This is a genomic window from Paenibacillus sp. FSL H7-0714, from assembly GCF_038003765.1.
GTDB lineage: Bacteria > Bacillota > Bacilli > Paenibacillales > Paenibacillaceae > Paenibacillus_AQ.
Window position 1 is genome coordinate 1,097,272 of sequence record NZ_JBBOPT010000001.1, and the last position, 20,813, is coordinate 1,118,084.

General features: G+C 43.2%; 18 protein-coding genes. 11 read left to right on the forward strand and 7 right to left on the reverse strand.

The genetic code is table 11. The annotated features are described in order from the left end of the window. Window positions 1-26: 26 nt before the first annotated feature. Window positions 27-482, forward strand: coding sequence for a Dps family protein (locus NST34_RS04810; RefSeq protein WP_042185198.1), 456 nt, complete (start codon window positions 27-29; stop codon window positions 480-482). An 80-nt stretch (window positions 483-562) separates the two neighbouring features. Here NST34_RS04810 and NST34_RS04815 read toward each other — a convergent pair whose 3' ends face one another. Continuing rightward, the gene (locus tag NST34_RS04815) at window positions 563-1,267 is read right to left on the reverse strand and encodes an AIM24 family protein (RefSeq protein WP_042185200.1); all 705 of its coding nucleotides are present in this window, start codon (window positions 1,265-1,267) and stop codon (window positions 563-565) included. Window positions 1,268-1,316: 49 nt separating this feature from the next. Then, window positions 1,317-1,784, reverse strand: a complete 468-nt coding sequence (locus NST34_RS04820) for a hypothetical protein (RefSeq protein ID WP_042185202.1) — start codon at window positions 1,782-1,784, stop codon at window positions 1,317-1,319. A 226-nt stretch (window positions 1,785-2,010) separates the two neighbouring features. Here NST34_RS04820 and NST34_RS04825 point away from each other — a divergent pair, with 226 nt between their 5' ends. From NST34_RS04825 to modB, 5 genes are all read left to right on the forward strand, one after another. Beyond that, on the forward strand, window positions 2,011-2,697 hold the full coding sequence (locus NST34_RS04825; RefSeq protein ID WP_076283905.1) for a M50 family metallopeptidase: 687 nt from the start codon (window positions 2,011-2,013) through the stop codon (window positions 2,695-2,697). Window positions 2,698-2,888: 191 nt separating this feature from the next. Continuing rightward, window positions 2,889-3,575 (forward strand): hypothetical protein, encoded by a 687-nt coding sequence (locus NST34_RS04830; RefSeq protein ID WP_042185207.1) that lies wholly within the window; start codon window positions 2,889-2,891, stop codon window positions 3,573-3,575. 199 nt (window positions 3,576-3,774) lie between these two features. Further along, window positions 3,775-4,740, forward strand: coding sequence for a helix-turn-helix transcriptional regulator (locus NST34_RS04835; protein WP_042185208.1), 966 nt, complete (start codon window positions 3,775-3,777; stop codon window positions 4,738-4,740). 237 nt (window positions 4,741-4,977) lie between these two features. Then, window positions 4,978-5,766 carry a molybdate ABC transporter substrate-binding protein gene (modA, locus tag NST34_RS04840; protein WP_445667652.1) on the forward strand — a complete coding sequence of 263 codons (789 nt, stop codon included), beginning with the start codon at window positions 4,978-4,980 and terminating at the stop codon, window positions 5,764-5,766. A gap of 35 nt (window positions 5,767-5,801) precedes the next feature. Beyond that, entirely contained in the window at window positions 5,802-6,464 is a 663-nt protein-coding gene (gene modB, locus NST34_RS04845; RefSeq protein ID WP_042185211.1) for a molybdate ABC transporter permease subunit, read from the forward strand. Between the two features lie 175 nt (window positions 6,465-6,639). Here the strand turns inward: modB and NST34_RS04850 are convergent, their stop codons facing one another. Next, a complete protein-coding gene (locus NST34_RS04850; protein WP_341127283.1) occupies window positions 6,640-7,611 on the reverse strand; it encodes a helix-turn-helix transcriptional regulator in 972 nt (323 codons plus the stop codon). 66 nt (window positions 7,612-7,677) lie between these two features. Beyond that, window positions 7,678-8,427: a polysaccharide deacetylase family protein gene (locus NST34_RS04855; protein WP_052404165.1), complete on the reverse strand. Its 750-nt coding sequence runs from the start codon at window positions 8,425-8,427 to the stop codon at window positions 7,678-7,680. Window positions 8,428-8,852: 425 nt separating this feature from the next. Between NST34_RS04855 and NST34_RS04860 the strand changes: the two genes are divergently transcribed. Continuing rightward, the gene (locus NST34_RS04860; protein WP_076283910.1) at window positions 8,853-10,262 is read left to right on the forward strand and encodes a deoxyguanosinetriphosphate triphosphohydrolase family protein; all 1,410 of its coding nucleotides are present in this window, start codon (window positions 8,853-8,855) and stop codon (window positions 10,260-10,262) included. A gap of 318 nt (window positions 10,263-10,580) precedes the next feature. After that, window positions 10,581-15,377: a glycosyl hydrolase gene (locus NST34_RS04865; protein ID WP_341127284.1), complete on the forward strand. Its 4,797-nt coding sequence runs from the start codon at window positions 10,581-10,583 to the stop codon at window positions 15,375-15,377. Between the two features lie 96 nt (window positions 15,378-15,473). Here NST34_RS04865 and NST34_RS04870 read toward each other — a convergent pair whose 3' ends face one another. Together NST34_RS04870 and NST34_RS04875 are read right to left on the reverse strand one after the other, a co-directional pair. Further along, a complete protein-coding gene (locus NST34_RS04870) occupies window positions 15,474-15,869 on the reverse strand; it encodes a GrpB family protein (RefSeq protein ID WP_076283912.1) in 396 nt (131 codons plus the stop codon). A 78-nt stretch (window positions 15,870-15,947) separates the two neighbouring features. After that, a complete protein-coding gene (locus NST34_RS04875) occupies window positions 15,948-16,904 on the reverse strand; it encodes a D-2-hydroxyacid dehydrogenase (protein ID WP_042185224.1) in 957 nt (318 codons plus the stop codon). An 88-nt stretch (window positions 16,905-16,992) separates the two neighbouring features. On the opposite strand from NST34_RS04875, the gene thpR reads away from it, so the two are divergent. The 3 genes from thpR to NST34_RS04890 all read left to right on the forward strand — a co-directional run bounded on the left by thpR (window position 16,993) and on the right by NST34_RS04890 (window position 19,321). Further along, window positions 16,993-17,595 carry an RNA 2',3'-cyclic phosphodiesterase gene (gene thpR, locus NST34_RS04880; protein ID WP_341127285.1) on the forward strand — a complete coding sequence of 201 codons (603 nt, stop codon included), beginning with the start codon at window positions 16,993-16,995 and terminating at the stop codon, window positions 17,593-17,595. A 77-nt stretch (window positions 17,596-17,672) separates the two neighbouring features. After that, on the forward strand, window positions 17,673-18,563 hold the full coding sequence (locus tag NST34_RS04885) for a cell wall hydrolase (RefSeq protein WP_076283914.1): 891 nt from the start codon (window positions 17,673-17,675) through the stop codon (window positions 18,561-18,563). 74 nt (window positions 18,564-18,637) lie between these two features. Next, window positions 18,638-19,321, forward strand: coding sequence for a metal-dependent hydrolase (locus tag NST34_RS04890; RefSeq protein WP_042185230.1), 684 nt, complete (start codon window positions 18,638-18,640; stop codon window positions 19,319-19,321). 69 nt (window positions 19,322-19,390) lie between these two features. On the opposite strand, the gene NST34_RS04895 is transcribed toward NST34_RS04890, so the two are convergent. Continuing rightward, on the reverse strand, window positions 19,391-20,578 hold the full coding sequence (locus NST34_RS04895) for an MGDG synthase family glycosyltransferase (protein ID WP_341127286.1): 1,188 nt from the start codon (window positions 20,576-20,578) through the stop codon (window positions 19,391-19,393). Window positions 20,579-20,813: the final 235 nt, after the last annotated feature.

The following is a 20,813-nucleotide window of genomic DNA, read 5'->3' on the forward strand; positions in this document are numbered from 1 at the left end:
TAAATGAACCATAGGAGGTTTTATTAATGACAACACAATTAAAGAACCATACTGAATTGCAAGCTGCTTTGAACCGCCAAACTGCGAACTGGTTCCTGCTCGGGGTAAAGCTTCATCATTATCACTGGTATGTTAGCGGATCTCAATTCTTCACACTTCATGAGAAGTTTGAAGAGCTATACAATGAAGCTGCGGGTTATGCAGATGATTTGGCTGAGCGTTTGCTTTCTATTGGTGGACAACCAGCCTCCACAATGAAGCAATATCTTGAATTGTCCGACTTACAAGAAGCCCGCGGCGGCGAAGATGCTAAAGGTATGGTACTTGAGCTCGTGAGAGACTTTAAGACTGTTGCTAAAGAACTGCAAGATGCAATTGCTACTGCTGAAGAATTGAGCGATCAACCAACTGCGGATCTGCTGATTGGCATCAGAAGCAGCATTGAGAAACATGCTTGGATGCTGAATGCCTTTATCGGCTAAGACAACATCCTTATAGGGATAGAATACACAAAGAGCGCCTGCGTATTGTTAACGCATGGCGCACTTTTTTTTGAAGCATTCTATTTAATAAATACTCCACCAAATGGCACGGCTTCGCGCAGAAATCGTTTAATAATTCCATCATCGTTATTATCTCTTTCAAATCGGCGATTCTGGCGTCCGGCCTGAAACAACACAGGGCCGTGGCCCGTCATCTTCCAATGATAACTCATATGCTGGCTAGCTAAATGGTTGCCGTAAACGGTAAGCTCCAGCTTCGCATTCTCAGGATAGGCAATAATGCTGCCTGCATCCACATAGAGCGGATTGTAAGGATGAAGCTCAGCTTCACATACCGTACCTTCAGTCAATATACCAATGATGCCGTTACCCGTAAATTTCACTTTCACAATATCTCGTGTAACGAGCACATTCTTCATACTTAGCACTCGTGTATCCATCGTAACTCCCTTGCTGTAGAAGAAGAGATGTTTAAAGTCGTACAATAAATCGCTCTTTCCATCAAGCTGCAGAATCTTTACCCGATAACCTGGTGGAAGGGCGGCGACAAAATGGCAAGGACCAGACATATCCGAACGAATCAGTTTTCGCTTGCGATAGATGCCCTTTACATCCATAAATCTGTCTGCCCGTCCAGTGGCAGGCCCTTGATAAGCGATAATTTGTTGTGGGTGCAGCACATGAACCTCTTCCTTCTCCCCAAGGGTGAAGGCTACGGCTTGTCCGCTCCCGCTGTCGCTTTCATCTTGGACATCGATGTTCATATTTCATCTCCCTCATGCTGTAGATGTGATCTTTACTGAATGTTCAAGATTAGCGCAGGCGGTCTCCTTTTCTAGAACGGTGAAGCATGCTGAAACGAACAATACGGATGAGTATAAAATACCCCAGAATTAGACCAATCCCCGTAAAAATAGTCACTTTGATTTTATGATAATATTCTTCGCGTGCCGTCCGGTCATTTTGCAACTCATCAACCATCTGCGTTAGTTGGCGATTCTGCTCCTGCAGGGCTTCGTTCTGTGTCCGGTAGGCCTCCATTTCCTGCATGGTATTCGTAAGCTTATCTTTCGCCTGTTGTAGCTCTTCAGCTGTCTGCTGAAATCCTTCTTTCAATTCATTGACTTCATTTGGAAGCTCAGAGAAGCTTTTGAATCCATTATAGATATCACTGAATATATTGGCTTGTGCTACTGGGGCCGGAAGAGATATGGAAAGGGTCAGCAGAAGCAGGAGCGAACATAACAGCTGTAGATATTTACGGTATTTACGTTGTTTCATCTATATAATCACCACCCAATTTAGGCTTGTATTTCTTTTATTTTAACACAGCTTGACAGCTTCTGACAGCGTACGCTAAACGTGAATAGGGCTTCTTGGGTCAGTAATATTTGCCTGTTTGAAGTGAGGTTACACTTCCTTGTAAGGAACGATTTGGCTGTGCTCAACATGATTGAGAAGAGGGACTATTTATCGTATACTTTGGACGGAAAGGGGCTGCTGCGGAATGAATAAATGGCTTAAGACAATGTTATTTTTGGTCGGATCTGCTTTTTTAACGAGGTTGATTCCATTCTCATCTTTGTTTCGGAATTTGGACACGATGATTCATGAATTTGGTCATGCGCTGGTGACTTTACTGCTGTCTGGCAGTGTGCTGCGGATTGAACTATACGCGAATCATAGTGGGGTCACCTATTCAGCCATTCAAGATGGAGGCAGAGCGATACTGGTGTCGCTATCCGGGTATGTGCTGGCTTCCTTATTCGCATTGCTGCTCTTCTATCTCTACAGTAAAGGACGGCATGATTGGGGACTTATCTTAGCTACTACAGTAGCATTGATTATGCTGGTAATGTACGTGCGGGGAAGCTTCGGAATGATGTGGTTAGGCGGGTTTATTGCGCTGAATGTTTTAATGCTGGTGGTGTGGAAAAAGGCCAGCAAATATTATTATTTGTTATTAGCTTTTTTGACCTTGGAAGAGTCTGTAATGGGAAGTTTATTTCTCGTATATGCGGCCGTTGTATCCCCATCTCGTGCGGGAGATGCCAGTAACCTGGCAAGGATGACATCGGTGCCGGCCATATTTTGGGCAGTCCTATTTTTTATATTTTCTCTGCTTTGCGCCAAATGGGCGCTGGGACTATTTTTTAAGCGGGAGCGAGTGCAGCCTAAACTTCAGAGTCGTTAAAGTTAAAAACATAAAATTTTCGTCATAAACAGACAAAAGGGGCTGTTTTTGCGAGAGTCAGTCTACTTAGTATGTAGAATGGCTCTTTTTTTGTCGATAATATAGAACCGAACATACATTCCATGACATGGAGTTGTCCGCCATTATTGGTACATTAATAGAAGACCCAAAAAAAGAAAGAGGTGGAAAATATGATGGAAAGTATTACTCCTATATTTACGTGGGGTCAAGATCGTATTTTTGCAGGTGGAAATCGGGATGTTGTTTTACTTGTCGAATGGAAAGGAAATTTGCCTTCAGAAAATAGCCGACCAAGCAGCCACAAAGTGGTTGCACGTGATATTGAGCTACGAGTTTGGCTTGAGCCACATGTAACTTTTAAGCGCTGTTATGGATGTGAAATGGAGGCTGGAGAAGGGAATTCACTCTTGCTTAAGCTTGGAAAAATAAAAACAGGACAACGCAAATTCATAGGATTGGAGTTCACTACTTCTAGTTCTGTAGCAGGTAAATATGAAGCATTATCCCTACAGTGGAAGTATAAAAAACCAACCGTAGAGCGTGTTCGTGAACTTCCCGTGAAGGTACTTGAGCTGGAGTACGCGCATCATACGCGCATTCTGAGCGATACTTGCTGCTTTTATGTTGAGAAGCATCTGGAATTGTTGAAGACGGCTGAAACGGTTGAAGCAGCAGAGGCACTACGAAGTAAAGGCCAGCATAGTGAAGCTCACGAAATGCTCAATCGACATGCGGATAAGATGTTGCTACTCGCAGTACGCTCTGGAGATCCTTTGCTGCTTAAAGAGGCTGAAATGTTGTATAAACAGATCGGGTTCGAGCATCAGCAACGAAGTAAAGCCGTTGGTGGAATTTAATATAGGACTCACTGCACGAGGATGCACATAAGCGAAAAAAGACCTATACATAAATTGGATTTTTCAGCGGATTCGGCGGAAAATTATAAGAAGAATTGTAATATAAAATGTGGTAACATAGTAAAAAAGTTCTATCACAATTTTACTTTTTTTCATAAAATAATGGGTCTATTTAACCATAAATCAAGGGGAACTGAATATGACAGACCGATTAATCCGACTGATGCGCATTATTACACTTGTTCAAGCCAAGCCAGGGATATTAGCCCGCGAATTGGCGGAACGCTGCGGCAACAGCGAGAGAACGATTTACCGGGATATGGACGCGCTTAGCGCCATGCATATTCCCATAACCCACCTGGGGCATGGAAAAGGTTATGCTTTTATTGGGAATTTTGCACTCTATCCCTTGGATTGGTCGGAAGAAGAAGCAAACGCATTTTCGCAATTACGCTATATTATGGAAGATATAAAACCAGCATTACCCATAGATTTTGAAAGCGCGTATGAAAAAGTAGTCGCAGCTGAATATAAACGTAAGGCGGAGAGAGAAGAAACAATAGAACGTGCAAGAAGAGAAGTAGGGGTGGGGTGGGCAGAAAGAAGCAGTTCGCATATGGAACAACACTCATTTCTTACTCCGATCCTGGAGGCTTTATTAAAGCAAAAGAGTATTCAAGCGAATTATAGTGAGAATGCATTAGAAGAGAAAGGGATCACCATTGATCCTTATTGTCTGGTCCCGCTGGAAAGTCGTTTTCATCTCATTGGATTTTGTCATCGTCAGGGTGTTATTCGTACATATCATATCAACGATTTTTCTAATGTGAAGCCATTAAATCGTTTTTTTTCGAAGGAAGCGTTTGATGTGCAAGCCTTTATGAAGCAGAAATGGTCACTCGATAGGGATAGTTTACAGGTAGAATTCAAAGTGAAATTCTCGGAACGGGTAATGGAAGGAATTAAGAAGGACGAATTGCCTTTTAAGCCAAGTAAAGTGGATCGTCAATCTAGATGTTTTCACTTTAAGGTTGCCGTGGAACAAGATATAGGATTTGTCCGCTGGATTAAGAGATTCGAAGAGGAAGCGGAAATCATTGAACCGTACTATTATCGTGAAGTAATCAGGCAGCAGTTGGAAAAATGGAGTTCGCACTATAAATAGTGATACGCTCATTTGACCTTCGTTCAATTCGAAAGATGGGGTGCTTGAGCAACCATTTAAATGGTTGCCGGTGGCATCCTTTTTTTGCGAGTAAGTCCAAGATACTCATTTCTAACTATCTAATTATAACAATATATAACTAAACATATCCAAACACAACTCAATCTATAGAAAATCGAAAAAACGTATGCTAGAATAGCATCTACATATATACATGTGAAAATGGGAGGAATGGAAATGTTTAAGAAATGGTCAGTCAGGATCTATGGTGTATTAGCAATTTTTTTGGTTGTGAATTTATCTGCGGGCGCAGGGTTGGAGGTAGAGGCAGCCGCCAAGAAGACAGAGATTATAGTATCCGCTGCAGCCAGCTTGCAAGATAGCTTAGATAAAATGGCGCTTCTCTATGAGAAGAAGCATCCCGATATTGATTTGGTCTTTAATTATGCTGCATCTGGCACATTACAGAAGCAGATTGAGCAGGGTGCTCCGGCTGATCTGTTCTTCTCTGCAGGGGATAAACAGATGAATGCGTTAGTGGATGCTGGACTGATCTCTGACCATAAGGTTCTGCTTAAGAATCAGTTGGTTCTAGTCGTACCTTCGAATTCAAAAGCTTCATTAAATACAATCACTCAACTTACGGATAAATCCTTTAAGAAGGTAGCGGTAGGGCAGCCTGAATCTGTGCCCGCTGGCCAATATGCTCAGCAATCGTTAACTGCGAAGAAGGTATGGGATACGCTGCAAAACAAACTTGTATTTGCGAAGGATGTACGCCAGGTTCTGTCTTACGTCGAAACGGGGAATGTCGATGCAGGCTTTGTATATAAGACAGATGCATTGACTTCAAAAAAGACGAAGATTGCCCTTACTGTAGGCCCGCATGTTCACAAAGCCATTAATTATCCGGCGGGTATCGTGAAGGATTCGAAGAATCAGAAGGAAGCTAAAGAATTTTATAATTATCTTCAAAGCAAAGAGGCTAGTGATATTTTTGCAAGCTATGGCTTCTTGCTTCCTTAAATAAGAAATCATGAGTAGAAGCGGGGTGAATAAGGATGGAAATAAATTGGACTGATTTCTTCGCCCCGGTATGGCTTTCCGTTAAAATTTCTGTAATTACCAGCATCATTGTATTTATTCTTGCAACGGCCGCGGCCAAGGCTATGGCGGGTCGGAAATTTCCTGGTTATAGCTTGGTTGAGACTGTAATGCTTCTTCCTCTCGTATTGCCGCCGACAGTTGTCGGATTTGTATTATTGGTCGTCTTAGGTCGTCGCAGCTGGATTGGCAGATGGTATGAACAAATGACGGAGCATACGATCCTTTTTACATGGGGGGCTGCGGTTATCGCCGCGGTTGTCGTAGCTTTTCCTCTCGTTTACCGTACGGTGAAGGCGGGCTTTGAAGGCGTGGAAGCGGATCTTGAGGATGCGGCGCGTGCGCAGGGAGCGAGCGAACTGCAGGTACTGCGTTATGTCACATTGCCCCTTGCAGGTCGGTCACTCGCTGCTGGGTATGTTCTAGGTTTTGCCCGCGGTTTAGGAGAATTTGGCGCAACGATCATGGTAGCTGGAAATATTCCTGGCCGCACGCAGACTGTACCTACAGCGATCTATGTCGCGGTGGATGGCGGCAACATGACCCTTGCTTGGATGTGGGTGTGCTCCATTATTGTTATGTCTGCTGTGATGTTGATGTTTGTGAACCGACGTACTTAATTATGCTCGAGTGAGATCGCTCCGCTGACTTCAGTGGGAATGTCGATTGGAAATCTTGATAAATTTAAAAAAAACCTAGCCCATCCAGGAGTAACCTGGGATGGACTAGGTTTTTTTTCTTTAGAAACGCACCATTAAAACAAAACCTCTTTAATAAGAAGCAAGCCTGTGACTATCAGGTTTCGTAAATAATCGTCCCGGTTTCCGTGAGATCATATCCGTGAATGGATCCAAGCTCACTTTGAAAGGCTGGCGAGCGTAAAATATCAATCACGGTGGTGATCCAGTGCTCATTTCCCGGTTTCTTGAGCATCACTAGATCATAACACTCCTGAATCAAGGGAATGAAATCAACGCCGTCGACAATCTGAGCAGCCTTCTCGGTACCGATGGCCACATCGGCTTCTCCTCGTGCCACTTTACCAGCGACTGCCAAATGACTATTCTCCTCCTGCGCATATCCAGATAGGCTTGCGGCAGGAATGCCGTGCAATCGGAGTTGCTCATCCAATAACACACGTGCACCAGCGCCTCGTTCTCTATTAATCAGTGTAAGTCCATCCTGTTGCAGATGAGACCATTCATGAAGACCTTTAGGATTTCCCTTTTGAACATACAATCCTGCACTTCGGGTCAACAGACGAACTACAACATAAGAGAAGCCTACAAGGATTTTACGAATATAGGGAAGGTTATATTCTCCAGTATCCCCATCGAGCAGATGCGTACTGACGATGTCCGATTCGCCCTGATACATGGCAATCAGACTATCTAGACTGCCAGCGTAAGAACGAAGAGGGCGCTCAGTGGGCAGGCAACGCTCCAAATAGGTGGCTAGAATATCGAGTGACATATCCTGACCCGTAATCACGAGGCTGTGTCCTGTAGCTTTACTATTAAATTGGCCAGAATGTGTGGCAACTTGTGTTAGATTTGCTCCAGTAAAAGTCAGCGGCGATGTCGATAGGGTCATGCCGCTTCGAGCATTCTGTTTGTAGGCTTCTAAATCGGATTGATCCACACGCATCTGTTTTCCTACACGGTAGGAGGGAAGCTCCCCTTTTTTAATCAGATCATATACTTTTAATTTCGAGATCTTCAGTAAACGGGCAATTTCCTCAGTCGTATAGGATATGTTATCAGACATGACAAAAGCCTCCAGAACTTCATAATAGGACAAGACTACCTTATTTTGAAGTCCTGTGCAATTAGGCTATTGTGCTTTACCTGCCTGCTGTGTATTGGATAATTTGATTAATTCTGAAACGGTGACAAATCGAAAACCTTGCTTTTCTAATTCCGGCAAAATAATTTTGAGCGCTTCTCTGGTTTGAGATTGTCCATGCACATGATCATGAAACAGGACGATATCACCATTATGTGCATTTCGAATAACCTTGTTCGCGATACTCTGCACGCCAGGGCGATTCCAGTCACGTGTATCTTGATGCCAGGACCATAAAATAGGCTTTAGGCCCATATTGTTTGAAGTATCAACTAGTGTCTCGTCATACATGCCACCCGGGGGTCTGAACAAAGCACTATGCTTTCCAGAAACCTTTATGATTTCTTCTTCGGTTAAATTAAGCTCCCGCTCAAACTGGGCTTTATTAATAGGTTTTCTAAAATAGACGTGATTGTAGGTATGGTTAGCTAATTCATGTCCTTCGGAAATGACTCGTTTCGCCACATCTGGATACGCTGCAATTCTTTTTCCTATGGCAAAGAAGGTGCATTTCGCATGATATTGACTCAATACCTTTAATATTTGATCGGTTTCAGAAGGGTCAGGACCATCATCAAACGTTAATGCAATCACTTTTTGGTTAGTATGTACTTCCCAAATCATGTCTCCTCTTTTTTCGTAGTAGTCGCGGTTCTTGCTCGGGCTACCTAGTGCGGAGTTCGTGAAGCATAACAAGAGAGAGAGGGTAGTCATCATAATTTTGCTGCTAGTTTTCATGAATTCACCTGTTTTTTTTATTTTAGAATGCTCCTTTGGAGGGTCAAAATATTCATAGTTTCAGTTTTGTAAAAAATGATCAGTCTTTTTCCTGCGAGTTTGAGTCAGTACAACTGGCAGTGGTTATAGTGATGAATGTTAAGATTAATGAATGTATCCATTTTCAGAAGCCGCAGAAGCAACGGATAGCATTAAGCAAGTTGATAGAAGTGCTACGGACAATTTCTTCATTATCATTTAGTAGATTCCTCCTAGATGTTTTTTCCCTACGAAGATTAATATCTCCATTTCAATTGCTTTTAGATTGGTGGATTGCTTCCATTGCAGTTTGGGATTGGGATAACGTTGTATTTTGATGTGAAAATTGTTATGAAAATGCCTTATAATGAAGTTCAATATATAGACATTTGGTTAGGGGTGGGAATATGACACTTATTGAAAAAAGAGAACACCGGCAATATCCGGAAATTACCCGCCTAGAAACGTCGAGAGCTGCTTATGAGCGTGATTATTCACGCTTGATTCATTCGCCTACTTTTCGTAGGCTGCAAGGCAAATCTCAAGTGTTCGGGGCTGGCACGGGTGATTATTACCGGACGCGTCTAACTCATTCACTTGAAGTCGCTCAGATTGCACGTGAGGCAGCGAAAAGTCTGCTTAGATCTTATCCAGAGGTGGAGACAAGTAAAGCTGAGAACCCAGGACTTGTAATAGATCCAGAGGTTGTGGAATGCGCGGCCATTGCTCATGATTTTGGTCATCCTCCTTTCGGGCATAAAGGGGAAGAGGTACTGGATAACATTCTGGACCAGCTTATTGAAAAGAAGACGAATGAGGCTGCCCTGCAATCTGGAGCAACGGGTGCAGATAGGCTGCTCATTCATGAGCAGATGAAGCAGCGCTATGAGCATTTTGAAGGCAATGCTCATAATTATCGGCTGATTATGTTTCTGGAGAAGCGTGAGAACATTGATGGACTAAATCTGTCGGATGCAGTGCTTCTCGGAATAAATAAATATCCGTTTCCCGGTACCTCACTTAAGAAGGGAATGTACCTTCACGAATGGGCATATATTTCGGAGATTCGCAAAGAGTGGGGAATACCAGCAGGTAAGAAAACGTTGGAAGCTCAGCTGATGGACCTTTGCGACGATATCGCTTATTCTGCACATGATTTGGAGGATGGAATTAAGGCTGGAAAGATTGAAGTGCATGAACACTTTATGCATGATTCCTATATTCAGCGGCTGATCGTAGAGAAAATTACAACGTTAGAGGATTTCTTCTGGAAGGGTTGGGAGGAGGAAGGTATCCGCGCTAAGGTCGAAGAGGTGCTTAGTTCATTTCTTCGAGTATGGATGGAAAAGATGCCAACCTGCGAGAACGACTATTCCAGAACTCGGCGTGAAGTTAAGGCTTATTGGGTTAGCACCTTTGTCGCAAGTCTTGGGGTGATTCCTGATGGAGACTGGAAGAAGGTCACCTTTATAAAGGAAGGAAAAGAAGATGAGGATATGCTACGGACCGTAAGTGTGCTGAAAAGCTTCGCTTGGGTCACGATGATTCGTGATTTACGAGTACAGCGGCTTCAGAAACGTAGTGAATGGATTCTGCGCCGTCTATGGGGAGCTTTTCTTGATCCGCAGACATCCAAAGCCATTATTCCATCGGACTGGCTGCAACGCTTTGAGAAGGATCAGAAACAAGCGAATCCTATTTGGACGTGGGAACATATGGTGATTGATTATATCGCAGGGATGACGGATGCCTTTGCTGAGAAAATATACAATGAGCTATACGGGTTGAAAGTCGGATCGATTTATGACTTGGATTAGATAAAACAGAAGATTAAGTTAAGGCCAGCCTCCAATCCATTGGAGACTGGCCTTTTGTTTGTTTTTTATAGAACGGGGAATATTTTGTTAGCATTTTGTTATTGCTAATTCGACTATATTTATGCTTGTTAACCCTGATATTCAGTGTTTTTTATAACAAAATAGCTATTTATAAAAACGAGTTATTGTTTGTGTGCTATTTTGGTGCTAATATAATAACTAAATTGTTATTGGGAATAAATGGGGAGGTTGATAAAGAAGTCGAATCTTCTGCTTGAATAATAATGAAAACCTTTACAAAACGGGAGGGTAAAACGAATGAAGAGGTTCAAAAAAAGCTTTGCTCTATTTCTTACAGCAGTAATGCTCGTTACAATGGCTGTGCCTGCGCTAGCTAACGGAAAAACAAATGAAAACCTCAAGGCGCACTGGGCTGGAGAAAGTGTAGAGAAGTGGCAGGGTAATGGTGTTATTCAAGGTTATCCGGACGGCTCTTTTAAGCCGGATCATAAAGTAACGCGTGCTGAGCTTGTAAGTATTATTAATAAGCTATTTGGATTTAGCACTCTTTCGGAAATGTCATTCTCGGATGTACCTGCTAAAGCTTGGTATGCAAGCGCTTTATCTATAGCGAAGCAAGCTGGCTATTACAAAGGTTTTCCTGATAATAAAGCGAAAGCGGATACTGAAGTAACTCGTCAAGATGCTGCAACATTAATTGCTTCTGTTTTTTCATTGGAGCCAGGCACTAAAGCGAGTGCCTTTACAGACCAAGCATCCATCAGCGCTTACGCTAAAGAGGCTACCCTAGCATTGAGTGGAATTCTATCCGGATATCCAGATGGTACATTTCGTCCGAACGACCCAATTACAAGGGCAGAGGTAGTCACTATCGTTGACAGATTGGTTAGCGGCTACTACAACACAGCCGGTACATTCACTGGGGGAGATATCCATGGGAATATTGTCATTAACCAAAGTGGGGTTGAACTAAAGAATGTAGCTGCATCAGGCAACCTTTATCTTACCTCCGGTATTGGTGATGGTGAGGGTGTCTTGGAGAATGTAACAGTACAAGGTAATGTACTTATATCTGGTGGTGGCGAGCATTCGATTCATTTAAAAAATTCTAAATTGGCTGTTGTAAAAGTGAATCGTCCTGAAGGAAAAGTTCGGATCGTTATAGAGGATCGTACGGTCATCACTCAACTGACTATTGATAGTGCTTCTATTATAGAAGTAGGCTCAGGTTCTACAATTGATCAGCTTGTGATTGGTAACGGTGTAACGGGAACGTTGATTACAACAAAAGGTACCATTAGCAAGCTTGTAGTAAGTGCTTCCTCAGTAGTCTTAAATGGAGTGACTATAGTAGAAGGAACATACACTGTGAAGGATGGAGTTCTTGTAGGACAGGGAACAAGCACACCGGCCCCTGGGGGCTCAGGTGGAACTAGTGTAGAGCCTACAGCAACGCCAGTACCGACGGCTACTCCGGAACCTACAGCAACGGCTGCTCCAACGGCAACACCAGAAGCTGGGGTTCATATCGTTGACGTAGATGCATCGACTGCTACCAAATCATTATTTGCTTATCTGGATAGCATGAGCGGTAAACAAGTTATGTTCGGTCATCAGCATGATACTACCGTCTCTTTTGCCGGAAAGGATAAGAACGGAAATGTTATTTCTGACGTATACAGCTCCACCGGTGATTATCCTGGGGTTTTTGGTTGGGACACCCTTAGTTTAGATGGATATGAGAATCCTCCTGGAGTTAGCGGAGATTATGAAGCGAGTAGATTAGGATTATCTGCTGCAATGAAGCAGGCTCATGATTTGGGTGGTATTGTAACGCTAAGTACACATCCGTACAATTTTGTTACGGGTGGAAGCTTTAACGATACAGGGAATTCCAAAGGAGCAACGCGCTCGGTAGTATCACGTATTTTGCCGGGCGGAGATAAGAATGGAGAGTTTAATAAATATCTGGATCGCATCTCTGATTTTGCGAACAATCTTAAGGATGACGATGGCAACCTGATTCCAGTTCTGTTTCGTCCTTTCCACGAACAAAATGGAGGTTGGTTCTGGTGGGGTGCGGCTACAACGACAAAGAGTGAATATGCGGAACTGTACAGATATACAGTTGAATACCTACGTGATGTTAAAGGCGTTCATAACTTCCTTTATGTATTCTCACCAAACGGATCTTTTAATGGAAATGAAAGTGAATATTTAACGACTTATCCAGGTGATCAATTTGTTGATATTCTTGGAATGGATCAGTATGACAACAAGGAGAATGCGGGTTCGGAGGCTTTCCTCAATGGTCTTGTTAAAGACCTTAAGATGATTTCTCAGCTTGCTCAAGACAAAGGTAAGATTGTTACCCTATCTGAGTATGGTTATAGTGCTGCTGGTATGAAAACAACAGGCAATAATGAGCTGGAATGGTTCACTAAAGTATTGAATGCGATCAAGGCTGACCCTGATGCGGCAAAAATATCTTATATGCTGACTTGGGCGAACTTTGGTGAAGGTAATAATCTGTATGTTCCTTATAAGAATGTTCCTAACAAAGCAGATCATGAGTTGCTTCCTGATTTTGTGGATTTCTATAAAGATGATCTCACGGCTTTTGCGAGCGATGTGAAAGATGATAATAAGTACAATCTCGAGGTTGAAGTGGCAGGAAAGAAACCTTTCCTCCACATCGTAACTCCGAATAATATCAGTACAATAACAGATGCCGTAACCGTTATTCGGGCCAAGGTATTAAATGCAGTGCCTAGCAAAGTGACTTATACTGTGGGTGATTCTGGAGTAGAGGTGGAAATGACGCTCGGTGCGGACGGTTACTATAGCGCTTCATGGCAGCCAGACGCTAGTCTGAATGGCAGTTCAGCAGAGATTACAGTGAGGGCATATGGAACTGGAGATGCTACACTTACACAGACTAATTCTGTATTCTTAAAAATCAATGAAGCGCCAATAAAGGTACTTAATTTTGATACTGACAAGGATTTGGAGCAAATCCAAAACAATGGTACTTGGTCAGGGCTCGCCAATAACGCAGAGACGATCAAGACGGTCTTGCAGCATGCGTCACTAGATGCTGAGGGTAAGCTTGTTATTAACATTACTGAAGGGCTGTCTGCTGAGGATACTTGGCAGGAACTGAAGCTGCAATTGAATGATCTTGCACTGGATGGAGTGGATCTGTCTCAAGTTACACGTGTGAAGTTCTCCGTGTTAATTCCGGAGGCTGCTCAGAATGAGGCTAACAATGCTGCGGTACGCAGTGTCATTCAGTTGCCACCAGATTGGGATACAAAGTATGGCATGGACTCATCCTATAAATCTTTGTCCGATCTTGAGAAAGTTAACGTGGGTGGATCACAATATTATAAATTTGATGTTTCGATTGATCTGGATAATGCTACTAAATCAGCCGAAGCCACTGGTCTAGCGATATCTCTGGTTGGCAGTGGTTTGGAAGTGGAAGGTGAATTGCCAATCTATGTAGATAATATCGGTCTTTATAATACGTATACTGCACCTGTTGCTGACAAAGCACTGGTAGATAATTTTGAATCTTATGGCTCAAGCGATGAAGCACTGGTAGCCAAATATCCTAAGGCTGGCGGAGATGATGTGAGCGTATCTTTAAGCTCCGAGCATAAGGCATCCGGGGATTACGGAATGAAACTGCACTATACGATTAATAATGCAGGTTATACCGGAGTAGGTAAAAGTCTGGGTTCGCTGGACTGGTCCGACTATAATGCACTCAGTATGTGGGTAGCTTCCGATGGAGACAACGCTTATGCTGAGAAAGGTGAGCCGCTTAAGCTAGTGGTGCAGCTTGTCATTGATGGAGGATATTTCGAAGCCTATCCGGTCATTAATCCAGACAAGAACGGTAAAATAGTATTAAGTTTGAAGAATTTGACGGAGATGAGCTGGGGAAAAGCCGGAGAGCTTACACAGGAAAGATTGAAGCAAGTTCAGAGCTTTAATTTGTATGTGAATGCGATGGACGGACAGAGCCACGAAGGTTCGCTCTACTTTGACGATATTCAAGCGGTCTATGACGGGACACTTCCGGATATGTCGGAAGAAGGAAATGGAGGTTCCCAGGGACATGAGCCTGGCGTGTTGTACGCCTTCGCTACAGAAGCTGATATTGCAGGATGGGCTACAACCAACGGTTCGTCTGCCAACGCTCAACCTCCAGTATTTGATGCCCATGAAGAAGCGGCAAGTGTACAATTTGATTTGATTAATACTGGCAATGATACAAATGGCAGCTCCAAAGAATCCTTTGAACTTGCTATTAATCCTGAGAAGCTGAATATTACAGGGCTGGATACGATCAGCGCTAAGGTTAAGCTCTCGAGTGGTGCAGCTAAAGCGCGTCTATTCATCAAGACAGGTGCGGACTGGAAATGGAGCGACAGCGGTGATCCTGTGCCTGTAGATTCTAAGGGTTATATGACCTTGTCTATTTCACTGCCTACTGCAGCAGCAGGGGTGGGCGTAGATTTGGCTGCTGTAAAGACGATTGGGATTAAAATTGAGGATGTTTCCAATGATGGAGGAACTGCGAAGCTTTATTTGAAGGAAGTATCTCTGGAGAAAGCTGTCCCGGATGTTCATTATGGCTTCGAGACGGGGAATGACGGTTGGGCTATCAATTCTGGTACAGCCACAGTATCTTCTGATGTATATGCTGAAGGTAATCAATCTTTGAAGCTTGATTTCGCATGGAATGGAGAGGATAAAGATCCTTTTATAGCAGCATCAAAAGTAGCTGCACTTGATCTGAGCTCATTCTCCAAGCTTACTGCTAAAGTTAGAATCGTCTCTGACCAGCCTGATGTTCAAGCGAAGCTGTTTCTTCAATTAGGTGGCTATGCAGTATGGGTAGATTCGGGTGCGAAGATAGCTGCTCAGGATGGATTCACGGAGTTCACGATTGATCTCAGCAACAATTCCAATCTATCGCCTGAGAATTTGAAGAAAGTGGATGCCATTGGCATTCAGTTTGTTACACCTTCTACGGCTGGAACCGCTACAGCTTATATTGACGAGATCATAGCTTCTAATTAAGAGCGCTGCGATCCAGGTGTGAAATAAGGGTCCCTGCATGTCCATTAGGATTGTCTAATAGACATGCAGGGACTATTTTGTATGATCAGTTTATAGTTAATGATTTGAATAGCATTCAAGCGCTGTTCTTTCTAGTTCGGTGACAAATGCTTCTTTCCCATCCATATAAGCTTCAATGTCCTTCGGAAATTGATTCGCAAGATCCTCTTTTAGATTACCGTATTGTTCTGCTGCCTCGCCACTCATACCGAACTCGCCCATACATTCGTAACCGAGCTCTGTCATTTGCGCGTTGAAGTCATCAATGACTTCGATATTTCGTACAACAGGCATCATATCAATAATTGGTTTAGCTTTTAGCCCAGGAACAGAAGTGCTGCCAATATGGTGAATATCAATAAGTGCATCAGCGAAGATCTCTTTAATCTTACGAGATCCTTCTTGGAAGATAAGATTCCATTCCTCATTGTATTGTGTGACAGTAACATCTATTTCGCTAACATCTCTTTATGCTTGATTTCTGGATTTTTTTATTATAGAACAAGTGTTCTTAATAATCAAATACTAAATTTAATATTGGCGGGCATAATCAACGAGATTTAGGGATGGAGTGCCAGTAGATAAATAGGAATTTATATTTTCGGTAAAAATATTTACGATTCGATTAGCGTATTGATCGGTTATGCCAGCAGAATGAGGAGTGATGACTACCTGCTCCATAGTCCAAAGTGGATGATCCTGCGGGAGGGGTTCAGTTTCGAATACATCCAATCCCGCACCACGAAGCTGACCGCGATTCAGTGCATGGATTAGAGCCTCAGTATCAGTAGTCGCTCCACGTCCAACGTTAATGTAATAAGAGCCTTGTTTAAAGGCAGAGAAGATAGCAGTATTAAATAATTGCTTAGTTTCATCGGTGATAGGGAGTATATTGATGATGAAGTCGCCTTGGCTCACAGCTTCTGGCAGATGGTCAGTGGTATATACTTGATCAAAATCAGCGAGTGGCTTGCCTGAGCGACTTACTCCGATCGTCTTCATCCGGAAAGCTTTAGCGATTCTGGCAGTTTCGCTGCCGATGGCTCCAGTTCCAACAATAACGGCTGTCTTTCCGAACAATTCACTCTCACTTCCGTCAGAATTCCAGTAGCGGTTCATCTGATTGCGAACGGCTGTATGCAAATTACGTGTGAAGAGAAGCATGAAGCCAAAGATTACCGCAGAAATAGGCTCGGCATGCACTCCGCTCCCACTAGTCAATAGGATTCCACGTTCCTTAAAACGCTCTAACGGGAGCTTCTCAATTCCAGCAGACCAGGATTGGACCCAGCGAAGGGGCGAATCTGGACGAAGAAGCGTATCGGCGATGCCTTTAGCCCAGCCGATTACGATTTCAGCATCAGCTAGCAGCTGTAAATCCGGATTTTTGCCGTCACCTTGTATGAATGTATAACCGGGGGCTGCTGCTTTGATCCTTTCTTGTTGCTCGGCTGTAAGTGGTTGTAGACATACTATGGACTTAGTCATGATGTATTCCTCCTGCTCTAAGGTTTGATGGAAATGGATAATGTTATAGGATAAGGATACCAAATCTATAGGAGAAGGTGAAATTGATATGGATGCTAACGTGTCGGATAAAGATTCAGAACGATTATTTATTGCTGTGAAATTACCCTCAGAACTTCAACAAGTCGTGGCGGAAGAGTGCTCTAACCTATCTCAAAAGTTTCATTTTGCAAAATGGACTCATCCAGAGGATTATCATATTACCCTGCAATTTTTAGGAGACACCCCAAAGACGAAAATCCCGGATTTAATCATGTCGTTGAAGCAGATGTCAGAGCAATGCCACCCCTTCAAACTATCCTTAGACAAATGGAATACATTTGGTCTGCCAAAGGCTCCAAAAGTTTTATGGGTAGGGGTTTCTGGCGAACTAGAAGAGCTGAATTTACTGGCTGCGAGAGTACACACTGCTACATTTCCTTTAGGTTTTTCGGCCGAATCCAGGGAGTACAAACCACATCTCACAGTGGCTCGAAAGTACCTTGGAAAAATTTCATTTGATGATAAATTGCTGGAAAATTTACTGAAATTGGATGATGAAAAAAGATCAAAAATCTTTCATAGAGACTGGACGATTGATAGTTTTGTGTTGTATGCTACCAGAATGTATGCCATTCCTATGTATGAAATGATTGAAAATATTACATTTTAAAATCGGTATTTAAGTTTTCAAAGCTTCCGTTTTCGGTTACATACAATAGGAATGTGCCGTGAAATAGGAGGAATATCATGTTAATCTTTAAACAAAACCGCTGTATCGCGTTGCTTGTTGGCGTTATACTAGTGTGTTTCTCTGCCATAAGCTTAATGCAGCCTAATCAGGTTGCCGAGGGGAAAATAGATAATCTGCAGATGGATAAGCTGCAATCCACCAGCCGAGCATCGGTAATTAATTATTTGCAAGAAGAATCAAAATCTAGTAAGACGAGGGGCACTACAAAAGTTTCACAAACGAATAAGCTTTACAGCACAGTTAACCTGTTCAGTTCCACTTGGAAACCAGAGCAGAGTGTAGAATGGCTTAGTAAGAATAAAATAAAGCCACAAAATACATCGCAGGCTTCCATAGTTCGGGTAAAGGCTGATGTAGCACAATCTAATTCAGCTGCGCAGAAAGCGACAGCGAAAAAGAGCGCTCAGACTGTAGTTAAGACAGTCTCGGCATCTCAGAAAAATCCCCTCACAACATTATACTTCTCTCGGACCGAGCTATTAAGCCAGGAGCAGCAAAGTAAAGCAACCCGGCGCTACGCAGTATCCGAAGAAGAACTGCTTCTGCTACAAAAAATTGTAATGGCAGAGGCGGAAGGTGAACCGTACCAGGGCAAGGTGGCAGTTGCCAACGTTGTTCTGAATAGGCTACGGTCAGCCAATTTCCCCGACACGATATATAAGGTCATTTATCAAAAGCATCAATTCAGTCCTGTAGCTAACGGGCGTCTTAAACGTGTCAAGCCTAATGATGATAGTATTAAAGCGGTGAACGCGGCGCTCTCTGGGGTGAAGGAAGTTCCCGATAGTACTTATTTTTTCCTATCGCTTAAGCTTGCGCAGGATCTTACCGTACATCATTCGCAGGAGTATGTGAAGACCATTGGTAATCATACGTTTTATAAATAATTGACCTTATCTGTGAACCTCAGCTATTTATAGGGTAAACTAGACTATATAACCCTGGAGGTGGAAGAATTGTCATGAAGATCACTTATTACGGACACTCAGCGCTGCTGGTAGAAACAGAGCAAGCGAAAGTTATTATTGACCCTTTTTTGTCAGGAAATCCGAACTCCGGTATTTCACCTGATGACATTACTGTAGATGCTGTCCTGCTGACTCACGGTCACTCGGATCATTTAGGTGATGCTGTGCAAATTGCCAAACAGAATGATTGTCCGATCTTTGCAGTTTTTGAGCTTGCAGAATACTGCCGAATGAAGGGTGCCAAGGTTAAACATATGAATATAGGCGGCAGTCATATTTATGATGCCATTACCGTTAAATATACTCAGGCGTTTCATTCCTCATCGATTCAGGAAGGCGACGTTTGGATTTATGCTGGACAACCCGCAGGTATTTTATTGACGATTGAGGGGAAGACGTTATTCCATGCAGGTGATACCGCACTATTCAGCGATCTGCGTCTGATTGGTGAAAGAACTGCGATTGATTTGGCGGCTCTGCCAATTGGCGATATGCTGACCATGGGACCGGATGATGCGCTCCTTGCTGCGCGCTGGCTTCAAGCGGACAAGGTCATACCACTTCATTACAATACATTTCCGGATATTGCTCAGGATGCTATGGATTTCTGTGATCGTCTGCGACAAGAGGGGATAGAGGGATTCCCGCTTAAAGCTGGTGAAAGTATAGAAATTTAATAAATCCTGATTACATGTCTATACAAAAAAAGCAGATAGCCGGGAATTTCCCTGGCTACCTGCTTTTCTTTATGGTGTAATGCACACAGGCTCTTCGCCTCGGGCTTGAGATCTTGCTCCTCTGATATCAGCTATTTTGTCTGCGGGGTTGCCTAACATCTGCAGAACGGTAGTCGCGCAACTTTGCGGTTGATGTTTATCAGGGGCTAGACGGCGTTTACGCTGCTCTTCGAGAACAGAATACTCACGAAGCATCATAGAGAACCATTTGTTCACTACCTCACAGTCAAGTACCTCTGCTAGTCCTAGCTCTACGAAATATTGGCAGTTTTTCTCTTCCTGACCTGGAATAGCTTTATAGAAGAGCATTGGAATTCCCTTAGCCTGACCTTCGGTACAGGTCATACCGCCAGGCTTTGTGATTAGAAGGTCGGAAGCATCCATCAGTTTATTGATTTCACTGGTGTATCCAAGAATCCTGACGTTAGGATGATTAAGCCTTGGATTGGACTTCATTTTGGCTATAAGCTTCTCGTTACTGCCCATACAGAAGATGAGTTGGATGTTATCCATTCTGGCTGTGAGTGAATTCATAATCTCTTTGCCGAACATCAGTCCCCAGCCTCCACCCATTATGAGAACAGTAGGGATATCGGCTAGACCTAGTTCCTTGCGGAGCAGCGTCTTGTTGGATCGTTCCCAGAACTTCGGATGCACAGGAATGCCTGTGACCGTTACAAGCTCAGGAGCAATCCCTCGGCCTGTTAGAATTGATTTGACGCGTGGGGTAGAGACGAGATATCGATTGACCTCGGAATTTACCCAGCTACCATGTGCATCATAATCTGTAATTAACGTATACAGCGGAACCTCCAATCCACGACGCTTTAGTCTGGAAATGACAGCGGCCGGAATGGGGTGTGTGCAAATAATCAAATCAGGCTTTAGCTGTTCGATCACTTGAGAGGCATGTGTATAAAAAATCCGGTGAAGTGCCATCTTAGTCAACGGGTTCAATGATTTATGATATTGTGTCTTATACATCATGCCGACCAGCTTAGGCTGGCTGCTAACTGTTTTTCGGTAAGCGGAAAGAATCCATGGGGCGACCATCGGGTTAAGAAATTTACCTAGCTCGATGACTCGGCACTGGACATCCGGATTCAGCAGCTTTATTCCTTCGGCCAGAGCATAGGCTGCTCCTGTGTGGCCCGTACCGAAGCCTTCCGAAAACAGCAGTACTCTTTTCTTTCGCATAAGTTCACCTGCTACTTTCCTTTTCAATAGAAATGCGGAATTTCTTCTTAAATAGATGAGGGAAAACTGTTCTCTACTCACATTATACAAATAAGACGTAAATAGAAAGTTAAAACCCTGCAATAAATAAAAAAATAAAAGATTTTCTAAAGTATTGCAAACTGCAAAGCTACATGTTAAAGTAATGAATGACCAATTGACCGGATTAGTAAAGTGGTCAGATAGTCAGCGGTAA